This is a genomic window from Polyangium sp. 6x1, assembly GCF_029946515.1.
Lineage (GTDB): Bacteria > Myxococcota_A > Polyangia > Polyangiales > Polyangiaceae > Polyangium.
Genome location: NZ_JARZHH010000019.1, coordinates 19,917 through 34,508, shown reverse-complemented (window position 1 = coordinate 34,508; position 14,592 = coordinate 19,917). Strand labels below are relative to the sequence as shown.

The 14,592-nt window shown below is 68.9% G+C and carries 12 protein-coding genes; 2 read left to right on the top strand and 10 right to left on the bottom strand.

Features of this window, described 5'->3' with window-relative positions; all coding sequences use genetic code 11:
• Positions 1–3: 3 nt before the first annotated feature.
• From QHF85_RS19430 to QHF85_RS19400, 7 genes are all read right to left on the bottom strand, one after another.
• Entirely contained in the window at positions 4–1,008 is a 1,005-nt protein-coding gene (locus tag QHF85_RS19430) for an ATP-binding protein (RefSeq protein WP_281328721.1), read from the bottom strand.
• A 100-nt stretch (positions 1,009–1,108) separates the two neighbouring features.
• A complete protein-coding gene (locus tag QHF85_RS19425; protein ID WP_281328720.1) occupies positions 1,109–2,866 on the bottom strand; it encodes a hypothetical protein in 1,758 nt (585 codons plus the stop codon).
• A 19-nt stretch (positions 2,867–2,885) separates the two neighbouring features.
• A complete protein-coding gene (locus QHF85_RS19420; RefSeq protein ID WP_281328719.1) occupies positions 2,886–3,575 on the bottom strand; it encodes an OmpA family protein in 690 nt (229 codons plus the stop codon).
• Positions 3,576–3,637: 62 nt separating this feature from the next.
• Positions 3,638–4,012: a roadblock/LC7 domain-containing protein gene (locus tag QHF85_RS19415; RefSeq protein WP_272419090.1), complete on the bottom strand. Its 375-nt coding sequence runs from the start codon at positions 4,010–4,012 to the stop codon at positions 3,638–3,640.
• A 191-nt stretch (positions 4,013–4,203) separates the two neighbouring features.
• Positions 4,204–4,605 (bottom strand): V4R domain-containing protein, encoded by a 402-nt coding sequence (locus tag QHF85_RS19410; RefSeq protein WP_281328718.1) that lies wholly within the window; start codon positions 4,603–4,605, stop codon positions 4,204–4,206.
• A gap of 699 nt (positions 4,606–5,304) precedes the next feature.
• Positions 5,305–7,419, bottom strand: a complete 2,115-nt coding sequence (locus QHF85_RS19405) for an ATP-binding protein (RefSeq protein WP_281328717.1) — start codon at positions 7,417–7,419, stop codon at positions 5,305–5,307.
• A 34-nt stretch (positions 7,420–7,453) separates the two neighbouring features.
• Complete coding sequence (locus tag QHF85_RS19400) at positions 7,454–9,172, bottom strand: ATP-binding protein (RefSeq protein WP_281328716.1); 1,719 nt, start codon at positions 9,170–9,172, stop codon at positions 7,454–7,456.
• A gap of 193 nt (positions 9,173–9,365) precedes the next feature.
• Here QHF85_RS19400 and QHF85_RS19395 point away from each other — a divergent pair, with 193 nt between their 5' ends.
• Both QHF85_RS19395 and QHF85_RS19390 read left to right on the top strand, forming a co-directional pair.
• Positions 9,366–10,727, top strand: a complete 1,362-nt coding sequence (locus QHF85_RS19395) for a hypothetical protein (protein ID WP_281328715.1) — start codon at positions 9,366–9,368, stop codon at positions 10,725–10,727.
• Between the two features lie 112 nt (positions 10,728–10,839).
• A complete protein-coding gene (locus tag QHF85_RS19390) occupies positions 10,840–11,304 on the top strand; it encodes a DoxX family protein (protein WP_281328714.1) in 465 nt (154 codons plus the stop codon).
• Here the strand turns inward: QHF85_RS19390 and QHF85_RS19385 are convergent.
• From QHF85_RS19385 to groES, 3 genes are all read right to left on the bottom strand, one after another.
• On the bottom strand, positions 11,244–12,170 hold the full coding sequence (locus QHF85_RS19385; RefSeq protein ID WP_281328713.1) for a YihY/virulence factor BrkB family protein: 927 nt from the start codon (positions 12,168–12,170) through the stop codon (positions 11,244–11,246). The genes QHF85_RS19390 and QHF85_RS19385 overlap by 61 nt on opposite strands.
• A gap of 146 nt (positions 12,171–12,316) precedes the next feature.
• Positions 12,317–13,945 carry a chaperonin GroEL gene (gene groL / locus QHF85_RS19380; protein ID WP_281328712.1) on the bottom strand — a complete coding sequence of 543 codons (1,629 nt, stop codon included), beginning with the start codon at positions 13,943–13,945 and terminating at the stop codon, positions 12,317–12,319.
• A gap of 37 nt (positions 13,946–13,982) precedes the next feature.
• Positions 13,983–14,279: a co-chaperone GroES gene (groES, locus tag QHF85_RS19375; protein ID WP_136929875.1), complete on the bottom strand. Its 297-nt coding sequence runs from the start codon at positions 14,277–14,279 to the stop codon at positions 13,983–13,985.
• Positions 14,280–14,592: the final 313 nt, after the last annotated feature.

Sequence of the window (14,592 nt, the reverse complement as noted above, 5' to 3'; positions counted from 1 at the left end):
GTTCTACCTGCCGGTCATGATGGGCAACGTGATCGTGACGCACGTTCCCGAGACGTTTCCGCTCCGTCCGCCGATCGTGATCGAGCCACCGTGGTCGGTCACGATTCGATAGCATATCGAGAGCCCGAGCCCCGTGCCCGTGGGCTTCGTCGTGAAGAACGAGTCGAAGACCTTGTCGACGATCTCCTCGGGGATCCCGCTGCCCGTGTCCTCCACGTGCAGGACCATCCGATCGTCCTCGATGCCCGCGTAGACCTTCAGCTCCCCGCCCTCCGGCATCGCGTCGGCCGCGTTGATGAAGAGGTTCAGGAGGACCTGCTGGAGCTGGTCCTGATCGATCCAGAGCGGGCGAAGCAGGCCGTAGCGCGTGCTGAAATGAATGTTGTTGAGCCGCCCCTCGGCGGCGCCGCGCGCGCGATTCACGATGGTCGGCAGCTCCGCCTTGGTGCGCCGGGGCGGCCGGTGGCGCACGAAGCCGAGGAGCTGGCCGAGCATGTTGTTCAGCCGGTCGATCTCGCGGTTGACCGCGTGCAGCGAGTCGCCGAGACCGGCCTCGGCGGCCTCGTGCTCGATCGACTGGATGGTCGCCTTGATCGCGGCGAGGGGGTTGCCGATCTCGTGCGCGACCATCGCGCACGCCTTGCCGACCTCGGAGAGCCGCTCGAGCTGCCTGCGCTCGGCCTGGAAGCGCTCGGTCTCCGTGACGTCGTGCATGGAGATGATCGTGCCGAGCCGGTTCGATCGGATGAGGCGATAGCCGACGATGGTCTTGTTGCCCGCCTCGTCGAAGGCCTCGACCGTGAGCTCTTTCGTGCGCTGCGGGCCCTCGCGGCCGAGCGCGTTCTCTACCTGATCGAAGATCTTGTTGATGAGCGGGGCGCCGCCCGCGCGTCGCACGATCAGTTCGTCGGCGACGCGGTTCGTCACGACGACCTCGCCCCCGTCGTCCACGATCACGACACCCACCCCGATCTCGTCGAGCAGGGTGGTTCCCGATGAAAACGGCACGTTGGGACGGTTTTTCCTCATGGTTCGGAAGGGGGCGGCGCAGCGTAGGCGCAGCGATCGTCCATTCTACGCCGCTCGCGCCACCCCCGCGGCCTCAACGTCAGCCGTAGCCAAACAGCTTGGTGACCGTCTTCACGACCCTCTCCTCGGCCGGATCGGGCGTCTCGTCGCGGAAGCCGAGCACGCTGAGAGCCAGCGTCTCGTCCGACCACCGCAGCCATCGCGTCCGCATGACCACGTTGTTCACGTCGAGGATGTGGATCACGTGAGGCTCGGCGATCGGCAGGAGGTTCCTCACCTTGTCGCTCACCTCGGACACGACCGAAGCCGCGGCCGCGAGCTCGTTCTGGTACCGCACCTCGCCTGCCGCCGCGATCACGAGACCACGCGTATCCGCCAGCACGACCGCGCGGCCGCCCGTCTCCTCGCGGAGCAGCGAGCTCATGCCCTCTTCGAGCAACGTCTCCAGGCGCTTGTCCGTGTTGCGGAAGCTGATCGGAGCCGTGCTGATCGGAGCCACGCTCGGCGGAGCCTTCTCCATCGAGCGCGCCGCCGTCATGGCGAAGGCCTGCGCCTCGAGGTCGATGATGCGCCGCCGCATGTTCTTCGCTTCGATGGCGATCGCCTCGAGCTCCTCGACACGCCGACGCAGATCGCTGTTCTCGTTCGAGTAGTAGTCGAGCTCGGCGGACTTCTGCTCCAGCGTGCGGACGCGGAGCGAGAGCTCGTTGTTCTTCTTGTTGAGGCCCTCGGCTTCCTTGCGGAGCTTGTCGGCCTCGGCCGCGCTCGCGCCGCCGCTCGCCGCCGCAGCGGGCGCGCTTGCGGAGGCAGCCTTGAGCTTGCCTTCGAGGTCCTGCACCTTCGCGCGCGCGGTGCCGAGCTCCATGCCGAGCTTCGCCGCCTCGTTCGCGGCTTGCTGCAGCGTGGCGATCTGCGCCTGGAGCTGCTGCACCTTGGTCTTCTCGGCCGCGAGCTCCTGACCGACCTTGCCCGCGTCGCCCGTGGACTTCTGCGCCGCCGCGAGCTTCTGCTCGAGGTCGCGCACCTTGGCCTTCTCGGCCTGGATGTCCTGCGCGAGCTTGCTCGTGCCTTCGGCCGTCTTCTGCAGCGCCGCGACCTGCGTCTGGAGCTGCTGCACCTTGGCCTTCTCGGTCGCGAGCTCCGCGGAGAGCTTGTCCGATCCGCCTTGACGCGTCTTCAACTGCGCGTTCTCCGCCGCGAGCTGCTCGGCTCGCTGCGCCGACGCGCGGAGCTGATCCGCCTGCGTCCGCGCTTCACGGAGCTGCGCCTGCGCGGCCTGCACCTGCGCGTTCGACTCGGCGAGACGGCGCTCGAGATCCTGCCGCGCGCCGTCGTCCCCGCGACCCGCTTGCGCCTGGGCCATCGCGGCTTGCAGGCGTTGCTCGAGGTCGTGGGCGCGGGCGCGCTCGGCTTGCAAGGCCTGAGCGGCTTGATCGGCCGCGGCCACGCGTTGCCGGAGCTCGGCGTTCTCCTGCCGGAGCTGGGCCTCCGCGGGTGACGGACCGCTCGCTGCGGCCCGCGCGCGGTTGACCTCGCCCTGGAGCTGGTTCACCTGCTCGCGGAGCTTCTGCGCTTCACCCTGCGCCTTCTGCGATGCCTCGGCGCGCGCGCGCTCCGCGGAGTCGGCGGCCGAGCGCGAGAGCTCGGCGTTCTGCTGCTGCAGGGTCGCGAGCTGGGCCTCGGCTTGCTGGCGTGCCTCTTTTTCGGCCTGGACGAGGCTCGTATCCGCGGCGGCGCCGTTCTTCGAAGGGAACGCCCTGCTGACGAGCAGACCGGCCCCGAAAAACAGCCCGGCTCCAGCCGCGGAAGAAAGCCATATCGATTGGATCAGGTCCATTCCTTCCTCAAGTCCTCGGCTACCGCCACTCGATCTCGACGCGCCGGTTTAGGCTCCAGGCCGTCGGGGTGTTGGTGGGATCCGCGGGCTTCATGCCGCCCACGGCCTCGGTCGTGATCCTGGAGTGCGGAATGCCGTTCGCATGGAAGAAATTCTCCACCGCCGCGGCGCGCTTGCGGCTGAGCTCCAGGTTGTGCTCGCGCGATCCGAGTTGATCCGAATGCCCCCGGAGATGGATGCGCAGGCTCGGGTTCGCCTTCAGCTGCTTGAGGACCTCGTCGAGCGTGCTCTTGGCCGACAGCGTCAAGAGATTCGAATCGATCTCGAAGAGGATGTCGGAGACCGCCGCGGGTTTGTTGCCGGAAGCCACCGCCGGGGGCGTGTTCTTGACCGGCGGGGGTTCGGGCTCGGGCTCCGCCGTGGGGGCCGGCGGAGTCGCCGCGGCCACCGAGACCACCGGCAGCGCGGAGGTCGTCGCCGTGGGTTCGGGAGCCGTGTTCGGCGGCTCGGGCGTGGGGGTCGGTTGGGGAGGCGGCGCGACGGCGACGCTCGGGCCAGGGCTTACCGGAGGCCTTTGCGCCGAGGCCTGCGCCGAGGTGGTCGACCCCGGCCGAGCCCCGGTCAATTGGGCCTGCTTCGCTTGCTCCTCGGCGTACTCGGGCGCGAGCTTGACGTTGATCAGCCCGAGGTCCGCGAGACCGAGGAGCAACAGCCCACCAAAGGCCAGCCGAGCGTTTCCAGTCGAGTTAGCCATAACGACTCAGACCGCCGTCATACGATCTTGGAAAGCTCGGTCACGCGCCGGCGAATATCGAGGAACACGAGGCCGAGCTTCGCGTCCGGCGTCGTGAGCACGATGAGCAGCGATTCCGCGCCGACCGCGTTCAGGATGACGTAGCCCTGACGGCCACGCACGTACGTCTGCTCCATGGCGCCACCCATGAGCTCGTGGGCGATACGCTCACCGACACCGAGGAGCGCGGCGGCCATACCGGACACCAACTCTTCGTCGATCTCGTTCGGGAGCAGCGAGGCGATGATGAAGCCGTCGGTGCTCACCATGGCCGACCCGATGATGTCGGGCGATACCGAACGAAGATTGCGAAGAATTTCCTGGATTTTTTCGACTCGACTTCCAGCTGCCACGTCTCCTCCTGTGCGGGCAAGCCGAGCCCGAGTTCGTGCTCGAGCTCATCAATCAACCCGGGCGCCGCGTCCGGGACATGTTCTGCCCTCTCGCACTGCTCTCCGGCATCCCTCCGGTCACCGTCGACGCCGACGGACCTTCGGAAAACCGGCGCGTGGGCGAGGCCGCCACCACCACGTGGCGGCGTCGTCTAGCCCAATTCGACCGTCACCTGGCACGTACCTTCGCCGTTGGCGCCGCACTTCGTCTCGTACGCCTTCGGCTTCTTCTTGATGAGGATCTCGGTGATCCCCGCGACGAAACCAACCTCGAAGTGGCAAATGCGCTTCGAGATGCTCGCCATGCCCGCGCACGTGATGCACTCGTCCAAGTCCACCACGAGAAGCTTGTCGTCGAGCTGGCGGGGGATGAGAATGCCGATACGCGAATCGCGCACGAACTGGACGACCTCCTTGAGGTAATCGTCCGTGTTCGGCTTGTACAGCATCTGGCCGGCTTCTTTGCCGAGCTCCCTACCACCGTTCTGGAAAACGACCGCCGCCCCGCGCCCCAGCACCTCCTCGACGTACCCTGCCGAGAAGTGACGGAACACGCGAAAGACCAACAGCGGAATGTCGTTTCCCAGAATCGGCCTGTGGGTCTGAGCGACTTCTTGGATGAGACCCATTAGAGCACCTCATTGTCCTTGGATTGACTTGGACTCACACCAACCTCCCTGTGATGCGGACCGAGCCATGCGCGGCCGGTGCGGGGACTCCCGTCACCCACCGCCTGCACACGCCCTCGCGCAAGCAGGACGGCGGGAGGGCCCACGTGCCGGCTCGGCGGGGTAGAGGCAGAGTGTACGTCGGTTCGACCATCGCGTGAAAAATCGGCGGGAAGTCCAAGCGTTGACGTTGCACCCCGGGGGCGTGTGCCTACGAGGTCGCGGAGGCCGGGGGCGGTCCATGGACCCGCCCCGGGTTCCGCAGAAACCTTGAACCAAGGCAGGATAGACTGAAACGGACCCCGATGCTAGCCAAGAAATCCCCGCCAAGGGGCTCCGGGCACCGCGAGGATACGCGGCATCGCACGCGATCACAAGAAAGCATCAGCGCCCCGATCACGTCCGACAGACCCGTGCGGAAAACCGGACGAACCGTGCGTTAGATCGCTTTGGATGGGCGTTGCGCCCTGATTGTGTGAATTGGAATGCGGATTTGTCGCACAGGCACATGCGCATCCATGTGCCGGAATGTGTGACGATGGGCCTTCTAGACGCGAGGCCCGGGCGGGCGGACAGGAAAAACCGTCAGGCCGCGACCGAAGGTACGGACTGGAACGTGGCGGCCAGGACGTCCGGCGCAGGGAGGCCGATCGACGCGAGCCCCCGCCGCGCCGCCGGTAGCCAGGACGCCGGATCCCCCACGATCCCCCGCGCCATCGACTCGAGGAGGCGTCGCCGCAGGAGATCCTTGCGCCGGTAGAAGCTCGCACCGTGCTCGGCGTTCGCGTGCGGGACGTAGCTCGCCAAGGAGACGTGCGTCTTCTCGTGCAGCATCAGATCCACGAGCGCCCCGAACGCCGCCGGATCGTCCTGCTGCAGCACGGACATGAGCAGCGCGCGCACCCGCGCCGACGCGAGGTTCACGCTGATGCCGCTGCCATCCGTGTGCGCCATCTCGTCCGGGCCGTAGAGGTCCTGGTGCACCGAGATCGGTGAGGGCGTGAGCTCCGCCGCGATCGAGATCGCCGCGTCGATCCCCTCGAGCACCGTCATCGCCGCCGCGAGCGCGTCGACGCCCGGGACCGCCTTCGCCGTCGCGAGCAACGTCTCCCGATCGATGCGCTGCATCGCGAGCGCGCCGATGCGCCGGCCTCGCCGGTCCTGCGAGCTCGCCGCCGCCGCCGCCGCCGAGGTCGCGACGAGCCGCCGCCAGAGCGCGTCCGCGAGCGGATCGTCGAGCGAGACGTACGTGCGGCCCGCGAGCAGCGGCTCGCCCATCGGTCGCAGCGTGCCCGCGCGGTAAGCGCCAAGCAGATGGCGCAAGGTCACGATGCGCGGGTGCTGCTCGTGCTCGTCGTCGATCGTGATCACGCGGATGGCCGGCGTGTCGAGCAGCGCGTCCGCGAACCGCACGACCTCCTCGGGCGCAGCCACCGTGGGGCGCTTCTGCGGCCTTCGCTCGGACTCCGGCGGCGCGGAGCTCGACGGCGGGATGAGCGACCAGGGCTTCGACGATCGGGTCGCCTCCGTGAGCTCCTCGGGCGCGCTCGCGGTCGCAGGCTGCGTGGGCTGGCCCGCGAGCGCGGCGCAGAGCAGCCGATCGAGGACCGACGAGAGCCGGTGATCCACCGCGCGGAGCAGCTCCCGATCGTAGAGCGCGTCGTGCAAGACGAAGCGCTCGAACGCCGCGATGAGCGCCGACTCGACGGCCGCGGACGCGTGCGCGGCCACCGCCGAGCGGCCCTTGTTGAGCGGAACCTCGGGCGGCAGCTCGACGACGATGCCGAAGCCCGCCGACACGATCGCCCGCGCGAGGTCGCGGTGGAGCGAGAGCTCGGGCGCGGTGAAGAGATCCTGACGGACCGCGACGAGCAAGCCGCGCTGCGTGATCGTGACGTGCGGCAAGGCGCCGTCGCCGCGGCCGACCCAGATCGTGAGCTCGCCGAGCGGGCCGGTGAGCGGGCCCCCGACGTGCGCGCGCGAGACGCGGCGCATGCGCGTGCGGGCGATGTTGATGAGCACTCCGTCGACGTAGATCCGGGCGACGGAAGGATCGACGAACGACGCGGCCGCGGCGACCTCCGAGGCGAGGACCGAGCGGCTGATCGGCTCGTCGAGCAGGAGCCGCACCGACGTGCCGGTCCAGCCCTCGACGTGCGGGAGCGGCCGCAGAGACCAGGCGAAATCGGCGTAGGGCGGGCCCTTGCCGAGCGGCTCGACGCGCAGGAGGTGGCCCTCGGTGCGCGTGCGTGTCTTCACCTCGAGCCGCGGCGCGATCTCGAGCGCGCTGAAGAAGCCGATGCCGTGCTCGCCGATCGCGAGCTCCTCGCCCTCCTTGCCGCTGCGGAACGGGACGAGCAGATCGCCGAGGACCTCGTCGGCCGTCATGCCGCGGCCTCGATCGGTCACGATGATCTCGGTGCCGCCGAGGCCCGACTGCACGTCGATCGCAGCGCCGCGCGGCGAGGCGTCGAGCGCGTTCTGGACGAGCTCGCGCAAGGGCGCGATGCGCGACGCGCTCTGCGCGTAGATCGTGCGAGAGAGGATCCGCTCGGCGAGATCGGGGACCGTCGCCTCTCTGCGGCAAGCCTCCACGATGCCCGGGCGGGCCGCGCGGCTCGCCGCGAGGTAGGCCGAAGAGCGGCCATGCACGCGCACGAGCAAGAGGTCCGAGAGACGGCCAGCGTAGACTTCGGTCATCGGTTCCCCCCTTGATTCCCCGAGGCGCGCTCGGTTACGCCGCTCCCGTGACCCCGATCGGCTCGCTGACGATGAGCTCGCGTTCGAGATCCGGTTCACGCATGCCCGTCGCGCGATCGAACGCGACGCGCAGCGCGTACTGCTCCGCCCAGCCCACGCGCCGCGCGACCGCGGGCGCGTCCTCGCGCACGAGCAGCGCGTGACGCGTCCCGAGGCAAGGCAGCGGCCCCGGCGCGCTCTTGCGGCCGCGGGCGAGTGCCACGGGCACGGCCTCGGGGCGCTCGGATCGACGCGCGAGCTCCACGATCCCCGGCAGATCCGGGCGGCGCCGCGCGAGGCTCGACAGGCTCTCGGCGTGATCGATCTCGAGCTCGCGCGCGAGCAGCTCTCGCTCGCCGGGGATGAACCCTTGCCACTCGCGCTCGGCCCAGAAGCTCTCGGGGACGAAGAGCCGGGCCTCCACGTTGCTGCCGAGGAAGCCGATCAAAGGCTCGCGCCGCTCCGGGCCGACGAGGTACCGATCGGGGCCGAGCAAGGCGCGCGCGAGCTCGGGCGCGACCTCGTTCCACGCCGCGGATTGCAGCATGAGCGCGCTGATCTGCGCGGCGACCTCCGCCAGGCGATCGGCCGACTTGCGGCTCGTCCCCGGCGCGCGCGCGAGGTCCGTGAGCCTGCGGTAGAACGCCGCCGCGGTCGCGCGGAAGTTGCGGCACGGCTTGAGCGCGTCGCGCCCCTCGGTGAGCTCCACCGCGGAGGGGAAGTCGATCAGCGCGAGCTCCGGGATCGCCAGGCAGCCCTCGACCTTCACGCCGGCGTGGTACGTCGCTGCGCTGATCCCGGTCACGAGCGCGCGGCCGCCCACGTAGAAGCGCGCGACGCGACTCGGATCTTCGGGCGAGAGCGCGTCCGAGAAGTGCGCGCCTCCCGAGAGGTAACGGCCGTCGTTCAGCGGCGCGCCGTCGAGGTTCACGACCGCGCGCTCCTTCGGGAAGAAGTGCAGCGCGTCGCGCAGGTAGGCGCGCAGCGCCTCGGCCTCGACGAGCGACGAGCGCACCTGCACGCGCGTCCCGGCGCGTGGCGTGAGCTTGCGGATCGCGCAGACGAGCGACGACGGCTCCGGCCCATCGGCGAGCACCGAGAGCGACCAGCCCGAGGTCCCGTCGCCCGTCTCCACCTCGATCGACAGGCTCGACGGATCGGGCAGCCCGAGGCCGATGACCGAGAAGAAGCCCACGCCGAAGCGCCCGAGGTCCACGCCGGGCCGTTTGTCGGTGGCGAACGGCACGAGCAGCCGTGACAGGATCGTCCGCAGATCCATGCCGATCCCGTCGTCGGTCACGGTCACCACGCCTTCGCGCACGCGTACGTCCACGACCGCCGGGTGCTCGGGCGTCGCGTCGATCGCGTTCAGCACGAGCTCGACCACGGGCCGGAGCGGGTGGCCGAACTGCCGGCCCACCTCCTCATCGAGGATCTTGAGCAGGTAGGCCCGATCCATCGGCGGCCGGGCCGGCGCTCCGGTCCCCGAGACGAGCGCCGAGAGCGCGGGCCGATAGAGCCCGATGGCCACGAGCTCGTGCAGGGAGCCGAGGAAACTGAGCTCGCCCTCCCGCACCCCCCCGCGTGCGATTCCGCCGGCGCGGGCCGCGGCGAGGTCGATGTGCGTCCTCGTGAACGGCCCTGCGTGCGCCGATTGCTCGGCCGGAGGCGTCCCGAGGGGCGAAGAGTCCGGAGCGCTGCGTGCCGTCGCCATCGAGCAAGCAATGGTGGGCCAAGTTACCTCTCGCGCAAGGGGGGGTTCCGCTGTCGAGCGTTCTCCTTGGCTTGTGTTCTGGGCGTGGAGACGCGATCCGCCCATTTCGTTCGTGGGCCGCTCGTCGTGGTCGATTTCGAGGTCTGGCTTCTGATACGCTCTGGTCGTTTTCCTTACGACTGAGGAGGAAACGATGGCGCGCTTTCTGCGGTGGCTCGGTGTGAGCCTGGGGCTTGGCATTTCGATGGGAATCGGGCTCGGGGGAGGCTGCGCGGCGGGCGGCAGTGGCCGTTCGGGCAGCGGAGGGGAGGGCGGCGAGGGCGGCGAGGGCAATGGCGGACCCGTCGGGCCCGGGGGCGGTGGCGTGGGTGGGTTCGGCGGAGGCGTGGGCGGCGGGGGCCCGGCTTGCGCGAAGTTCACGGCCGAGGCCCAGCAGGCGCCTTCGGCCATGCTCACCGTCCTCGACGCGAGCGCCAGCATGAACAAATCGTCCAAGTGGGGGACGGCGCAGCTCGCGATCAAATCCGCAATCGACAAGGACGTCTTCGACACGATGTCTCTCGGGCTCACGGTCTTCCCGGCGAGCCTGACGGATCCGCCGGTGTGCTTGTGCCAGGGGCTCGATTACGAGCTGTGCAAGCAAATCATCGGCGGCGTCTCGTGCGGCTTTTCGTTCCTGCCGCAGGTCCCGATGGCGCCGGCGGGCAAGGACAAGACGAACGCGCCGATGGGCGTACGCCGTCAAATGTATGACTGGCTCGCCAGCCACTCGCCCCTCAGCAACAGCGACGACGGCTCCCCCATCTACGATGCTCTCACGGCGGGATATGCGTCGCTCAAGGCCGAAAACATCGAGCGCCGCATGCTCGTGCTCATCACGGACGGCGGTTTCTCGTGCACGTCCGTCGCGAGCCCCGCGAGGCCCGGCTATCAGGACCTCAATGGCTGTCCGGACTGGGAAATGCCGAAGAGCGTGAACGATCTCATCACGGCCGCGCGCACCGACGCGAGCAAGCCCATTTTCACGTTCGTCGTGGGCGTCCCCGGGTCGAACAGCACGGGCGCGAAGGTCGACGGATTCGATACCCCGCCCTACAACATGCTCCTCGCGCTCTCGACGTACGCGGTGAGCGGATCGCCGGACACCGTGGATCCGAGCTGCGACAAGGACGCCGCCTTCACGGAGGCCGGGGCCGCCCCCGCCAAACCTTGCCATATCGATCTCTCGAACGGCGCGCAGTTCAACGCCGACGCGCTGGCCAAGGCGATCGCCGACGTCCGCGGCAAGGCGCTCGGCTGCGTCTACGACCTGCCGCCCCCGCCGCCCGGCGAGCAGATCGACACGGCCCAGGTCAACGTGAACATCACGCTCGACGGCATGCTGCAAAACCTGAAAAAGCGCTCGGATCCGCTGGATTTCTGCCCGCAGGACGGCTGCTGGGACTACACGCAGGACGGCAAGGTCCAGCTCCTGGGCAAGGCCTGCGAGGCCCTCGGCGCGGCCACCGACGTGAAGGTCGACATCCAGGTCGGCTGCGAGACCATCCTCAAATAGAAAGCGGTTTTCAGGCCAAACGTTTTTTGCCTCCGCCCCTCCTCGTGCGCCCGGCCGCCGGGCTCGCCTGGCCCCGGGCCTCGCGCGGCGTGTCCCGTGCTACGTCACGGGCATGAAGCTCCGATCCCTGCTCTATCCCGATTCGAATCGCACGGGCTCGCTGGGCCTCTTGCTGGTCCGGCTCGCGACGGGCGCGCTGCTCGCCGCGCACGGGTTCTCGAAGCTCGTGGACGGCCCCGCCGGGCTCGCCGGCGGCCTCGCGATGAAGGGGTTTCCCGCGCCGACGCTGCTCGCCTGGTGCTCGACCCTCGCCGAATTCCTCGGCGGGATCTGTCTCCTGCTCGGCCTGCTCACGCGCCCCGCGGCCGCGGTCGTCGCCTTCAACATGGTCGTCGCCTGGGCCTCCATGCATCTGCCCGACGCCGCGCACGTCGGCTCCGTGAAGGGCGTGCCGTTCGAGTATCCGTTCCTGCTCTCGATCGTCGGCCTCGGGCTCGCTTTCACCGGCGGCGGCCGTTACTCGCTCGACGCGGTCCTCTTCGGCCGCAAGCCCGACGCGGGCGGCGGAGGCGGCTGAATCGAGCGCGGCCCCTCGGCCTTCGGGGCGAGCCACCGCTCCGGCGCGTCGTCGTGCGGATCGCGCACGCCCTCGAGCTGCGCGTTCACCTCACCGCCCACGAGCAGCGAGATCGACAAGAGCCACAGCCAGAACAGGAGCACCGCGACGTTCGCGAGCGCGCCGTAGAGCGTCGCGTACCGCGCCAAACTCGCCACGTAGACCGAGAACAACGTCGAGACGATCGCCCAGAGCGACACGGTCACGAGCGCGCCCGGCCAGACGCGCCTCCGCACCGACGGCGGCCGCGTGATCGTGAGGCGGAAGAACGCCGCGATCAGCCCGGTCAGGATCAACGCAGGTCCGGCTGCCGCCACGATCGTCGCGCCGAGCGAGCCGGTCACGTGCGTGAACACGATGCCCATGAACGTGGCGAGCCCGACCGCCGGGATCGCGCCGAGCACGAGCCCGAGGCCCACGAGGCGCCGCTTCCACCAGGGACGGGGCGTGCAGACGAACATCGTCTCGAACACGCCGATCGCCGTCGCCGCGCCGGCCGACGAGACCCACAAAAACGCGAGGAGGCCGAGCGGCGCGAGCACGAGGGCCTTCGCGTCGGAGATGCGGAAGAAGTCCTCGCCGAGCGCGGCCGAGACGGACGGAGGCGCCGCGCTGAGCAGCGATCCGAGCAGCTCCGCCGCCGCGTCGCGCAGCCGATGCAGCGCCCAGCCGGCCACGGCGAGCAGCGGGATGATGCTGAGGAACGCGTCGAACGCCATGGCGCTCGCCGCCCGCGGCGCCTCGTGCAGGTCGAGGTAGTGGACCAGCCGGCCAAGCGCCCGGAAGGCGGAGCTCGCCAACCCGGAGAGGTGCCGCCGATCCCACATGCCTCTACTGTAGCAAGGCTCCGGCCTCGATGGCGCGCTGCATCGTCGGGTTCGTGCGCCATGGAAAGCAAAAGGCCGACCCCTCATGGAGCCGGCCTTCGCTGTTCTTTCACGATTGCGTCGTGGGTGTCACGACGCGCGTGGGATCAGAAGTCGTGGCTGTGGCCCGCGTGCGCGCCACCTGCCGCCGCCTTCTCCTCCTTCGGACGCTCCGCGATGAGCGCCTCGGTGGTGAGCATGAGGCTCGCCACGCTCGCGGCGTTCTGGAGCGCCGAGCGCACGACCTTCACCGGGTCGATGACGCCCATCGCGAGGAGATCGCCGTACTCGCCGGTCGCGGCGTTGTAGCCGAACGAGCCCTGACCGTCGCGGACCTTCTGGACCACGATCGAGCCCTCTTCGCCGGCGTTCGCCGAGATCTGGCGGAGCGGCTCCTCGATCGAGCGGCGGATGATGTTCACGCCGAACCGCTGCTCGTCGTTCACCTCGAGCGAGCCGAGCGAGGCCTGCGCGCGGATGAGCGCGACGCCGCCGCCGGGGACGATGCCCTCTTCCACGGCCGCGCGGGTCGCGTGAAGCGCGTCCTCGACGCGGGCCTTCTTCTCCTTCATCTCGGTCTCGGTCGCGGCGCCGACCTTGATGACGGCCACGCCGCCGACGAGCTTCGCGAGGCGCTCCTGGAGCTTCTCGCGATCGTAGTCGCTCGTCGTGTGCTCGATCTGGGCGCGGATCTCCTGCTGGCGCGCCTTGATCTTGTCCTTCTTGCCCTGGCCGCCGACGAGCGTCGCGTTGTCCTTGTCGATGATCACGGTCTTGGCGCGGCCGAGATCCGAGATCGTGACGTTCTCGAGCTTGAGGCCGAGCTCCTCCGCGATCACCTGGCCGTCCGTGAGGACCGCGATGTCCTTCAGCATCTCCTTGCGGCGATCACCGAAGCCGGGCGCCTTCACGGCCGCGCAGTGCAGCGTGCCGCGGAGCTTGTTCACGACGAGCGTCGCGAGCGCCTCGCCCTCGACGTCCTCGGCGATGATGAGCAGGTTCTTCTGCTGCTTCGCGATCGCCTCGAGGACCGGGAGGAGGTCCTTCATGTTGGAGATCTTCTTCTCCGAGATGAGGATGTAGGCGTCCTCCATGACGCACTTCATCGCCTCGGCGTCCGTCACGAAGTACGGGCTGAGGTAGCCGCGGTCGAACTGCATGCCCTCGACCACGTCGAGCGTCGTGTCGGCGCTCTTCGCCTCCTCGACCGTGATGACGCCTTCCTTGCCGACCTTCTCCATCGCGTCCGCGAGGAGCTTGCCGATCGTCTGGTCGCCGTTCGCGCTGATCGTGCCGACCTGCGCGATCTCCTTCGCGTCCTGCGTGAGCTTCGCCGAGCCCTTGAGGTTCGCGACGATGGACTCGACGGCCTTGTCGATGCCGCGCTTGATCTCCATCGGGTTGTGGCCCGCCGCGACGAGCTTGGAGCCCTCGCGGTAGATCGCCTGGGCGAGCACCGTCGCCGTCGTGGTGCCGTCGCCGGCGATGTCGCTCGTCTTCGAGGCCACCTCGCGCACCATCTGCGCGCCCATGTTCTCGAAGCGGTTCTCGAGCTCGATCTCCTTCGCGACCGTCACGCCGTCCTTGGTGACCGTCGGCGAGCCGAAGCTCTTCTCGATCACGACGTTGCGACCCTTCGGGCCGAGCGTGACCTTCACCGCGTCCGCGAGGGCGTTGACGCCCGCGAGGATCATGCTGCGAGCCGACTCGTTGTAGATGATCTCTTTGGCTGCCATCTCGATATCTCCAGAATTCAGGGGGCCGCGGCCCGCGTCACGCCTCGATCACGCCCAGGATGTCGTCCTCGCGCAGGATGAGGTGCTCTTCCCCGTCGAGCTTCACCTCGGTCCCCGAGTACTTCCCGAAAAGGACGCGATCGCCTTCCTTCACGTCGAGGCGGCGCACGGTGCCGTCCTCGAGGACCTTGCCGTTGCCCACGGCGAGGACGGTGCCCTCCACGGGCTTCTCCTTGGCGGAGTCCGGGATGTAGAGCCCGCCCTTGGTCCTCTCCTCTTCCTTGAGTCGCTTGACGATCACGCGGTCCTGCAGCGGCCTGATCTTCGTCGCCATCGTGAAACCCTCCGGGGGTGGCCGAGAGCCACCAAATCCCATTCGCAATGGGCAGGCGCGAGCGCGCGCATTCATGCTTGGGGCGCCCCCGCCACATGCCCGATGAGCTTGCGGTTTTTCGATTGTTAGCACTCACGGGGGGTGAGTGCTAACGAACGGCGCGGAAGATAGTCATGGTCGTTCGGCTGTCAAGCGGCGGAAAATCGCGGCCCTCGCGATCGCTGGCAGCCGCCCCCGGGGGTGGCCACAAATCCTCGGAATCCCACGTAAAACCGTCTGCCGTCTGCTGGGCGTCGAGCGCCCGCTGCGGTAG

Bases quoted from the DNA above. Each gene is read 5' to 3' on its own strand.
- QHF85_RS19400 (WP_281328716.1), bottom strand. From the start codon at position 9,172: ATGGCGACGGCACGCAGCGCTCCGGACTCTTCGCCCCTCGGGACGCCT.
- QHF85_RS19385 (WP_281328713.1), bottom strand. From the start codon at position 12,170: ATGTGGGATCGGCGGCACCTCTCCGGGTTGGCGAGCTCCGCCTTCCGG.
- groL (WP_281328712.1), bottom strand. From the start codon at position 13,945: ATGGCAGCCAAAGAGATCATCTACAACGAGTCGGCTCGCAGCATGATC.
- QHF85_RS19390 (WP_281328714.1), top strand. From the start codon at position 10,840: ATGAAGCTCCGATCCCTGCTCTATCCCGATTCGAATCGCACGGGCTCG.
- groES (WP_136929875.1), bottom strand. From the start codon at position 14,279: ATGGCGACGAAGATCAGGCCGCTGCAGGACCGCGTGATCGTCAAGCGA.
- QHF85_RS19425 (WP_281328720.1), bottom strand. From the start codon at position 2,866: ATGGACCTGATCCAATCGATATGGCTTTCTTCCGCGGCTGGAGCCGGG.
- QHF85_RS19395 (WP_281328715.1), top strand. From the start codon at position 9,366: ATGGCGCGCTTTCTGCGGTGGCTCGGTGTGAGCCTGGGGCTTGGCATT.
- QHF85_RS19405 (WP_281328717.1), bottom strand. From the start codon at position 7,419: ATGACCGAAGTCTACGCTGGCCGTCTCTCGGACCTCTTGCTCGTGCGC.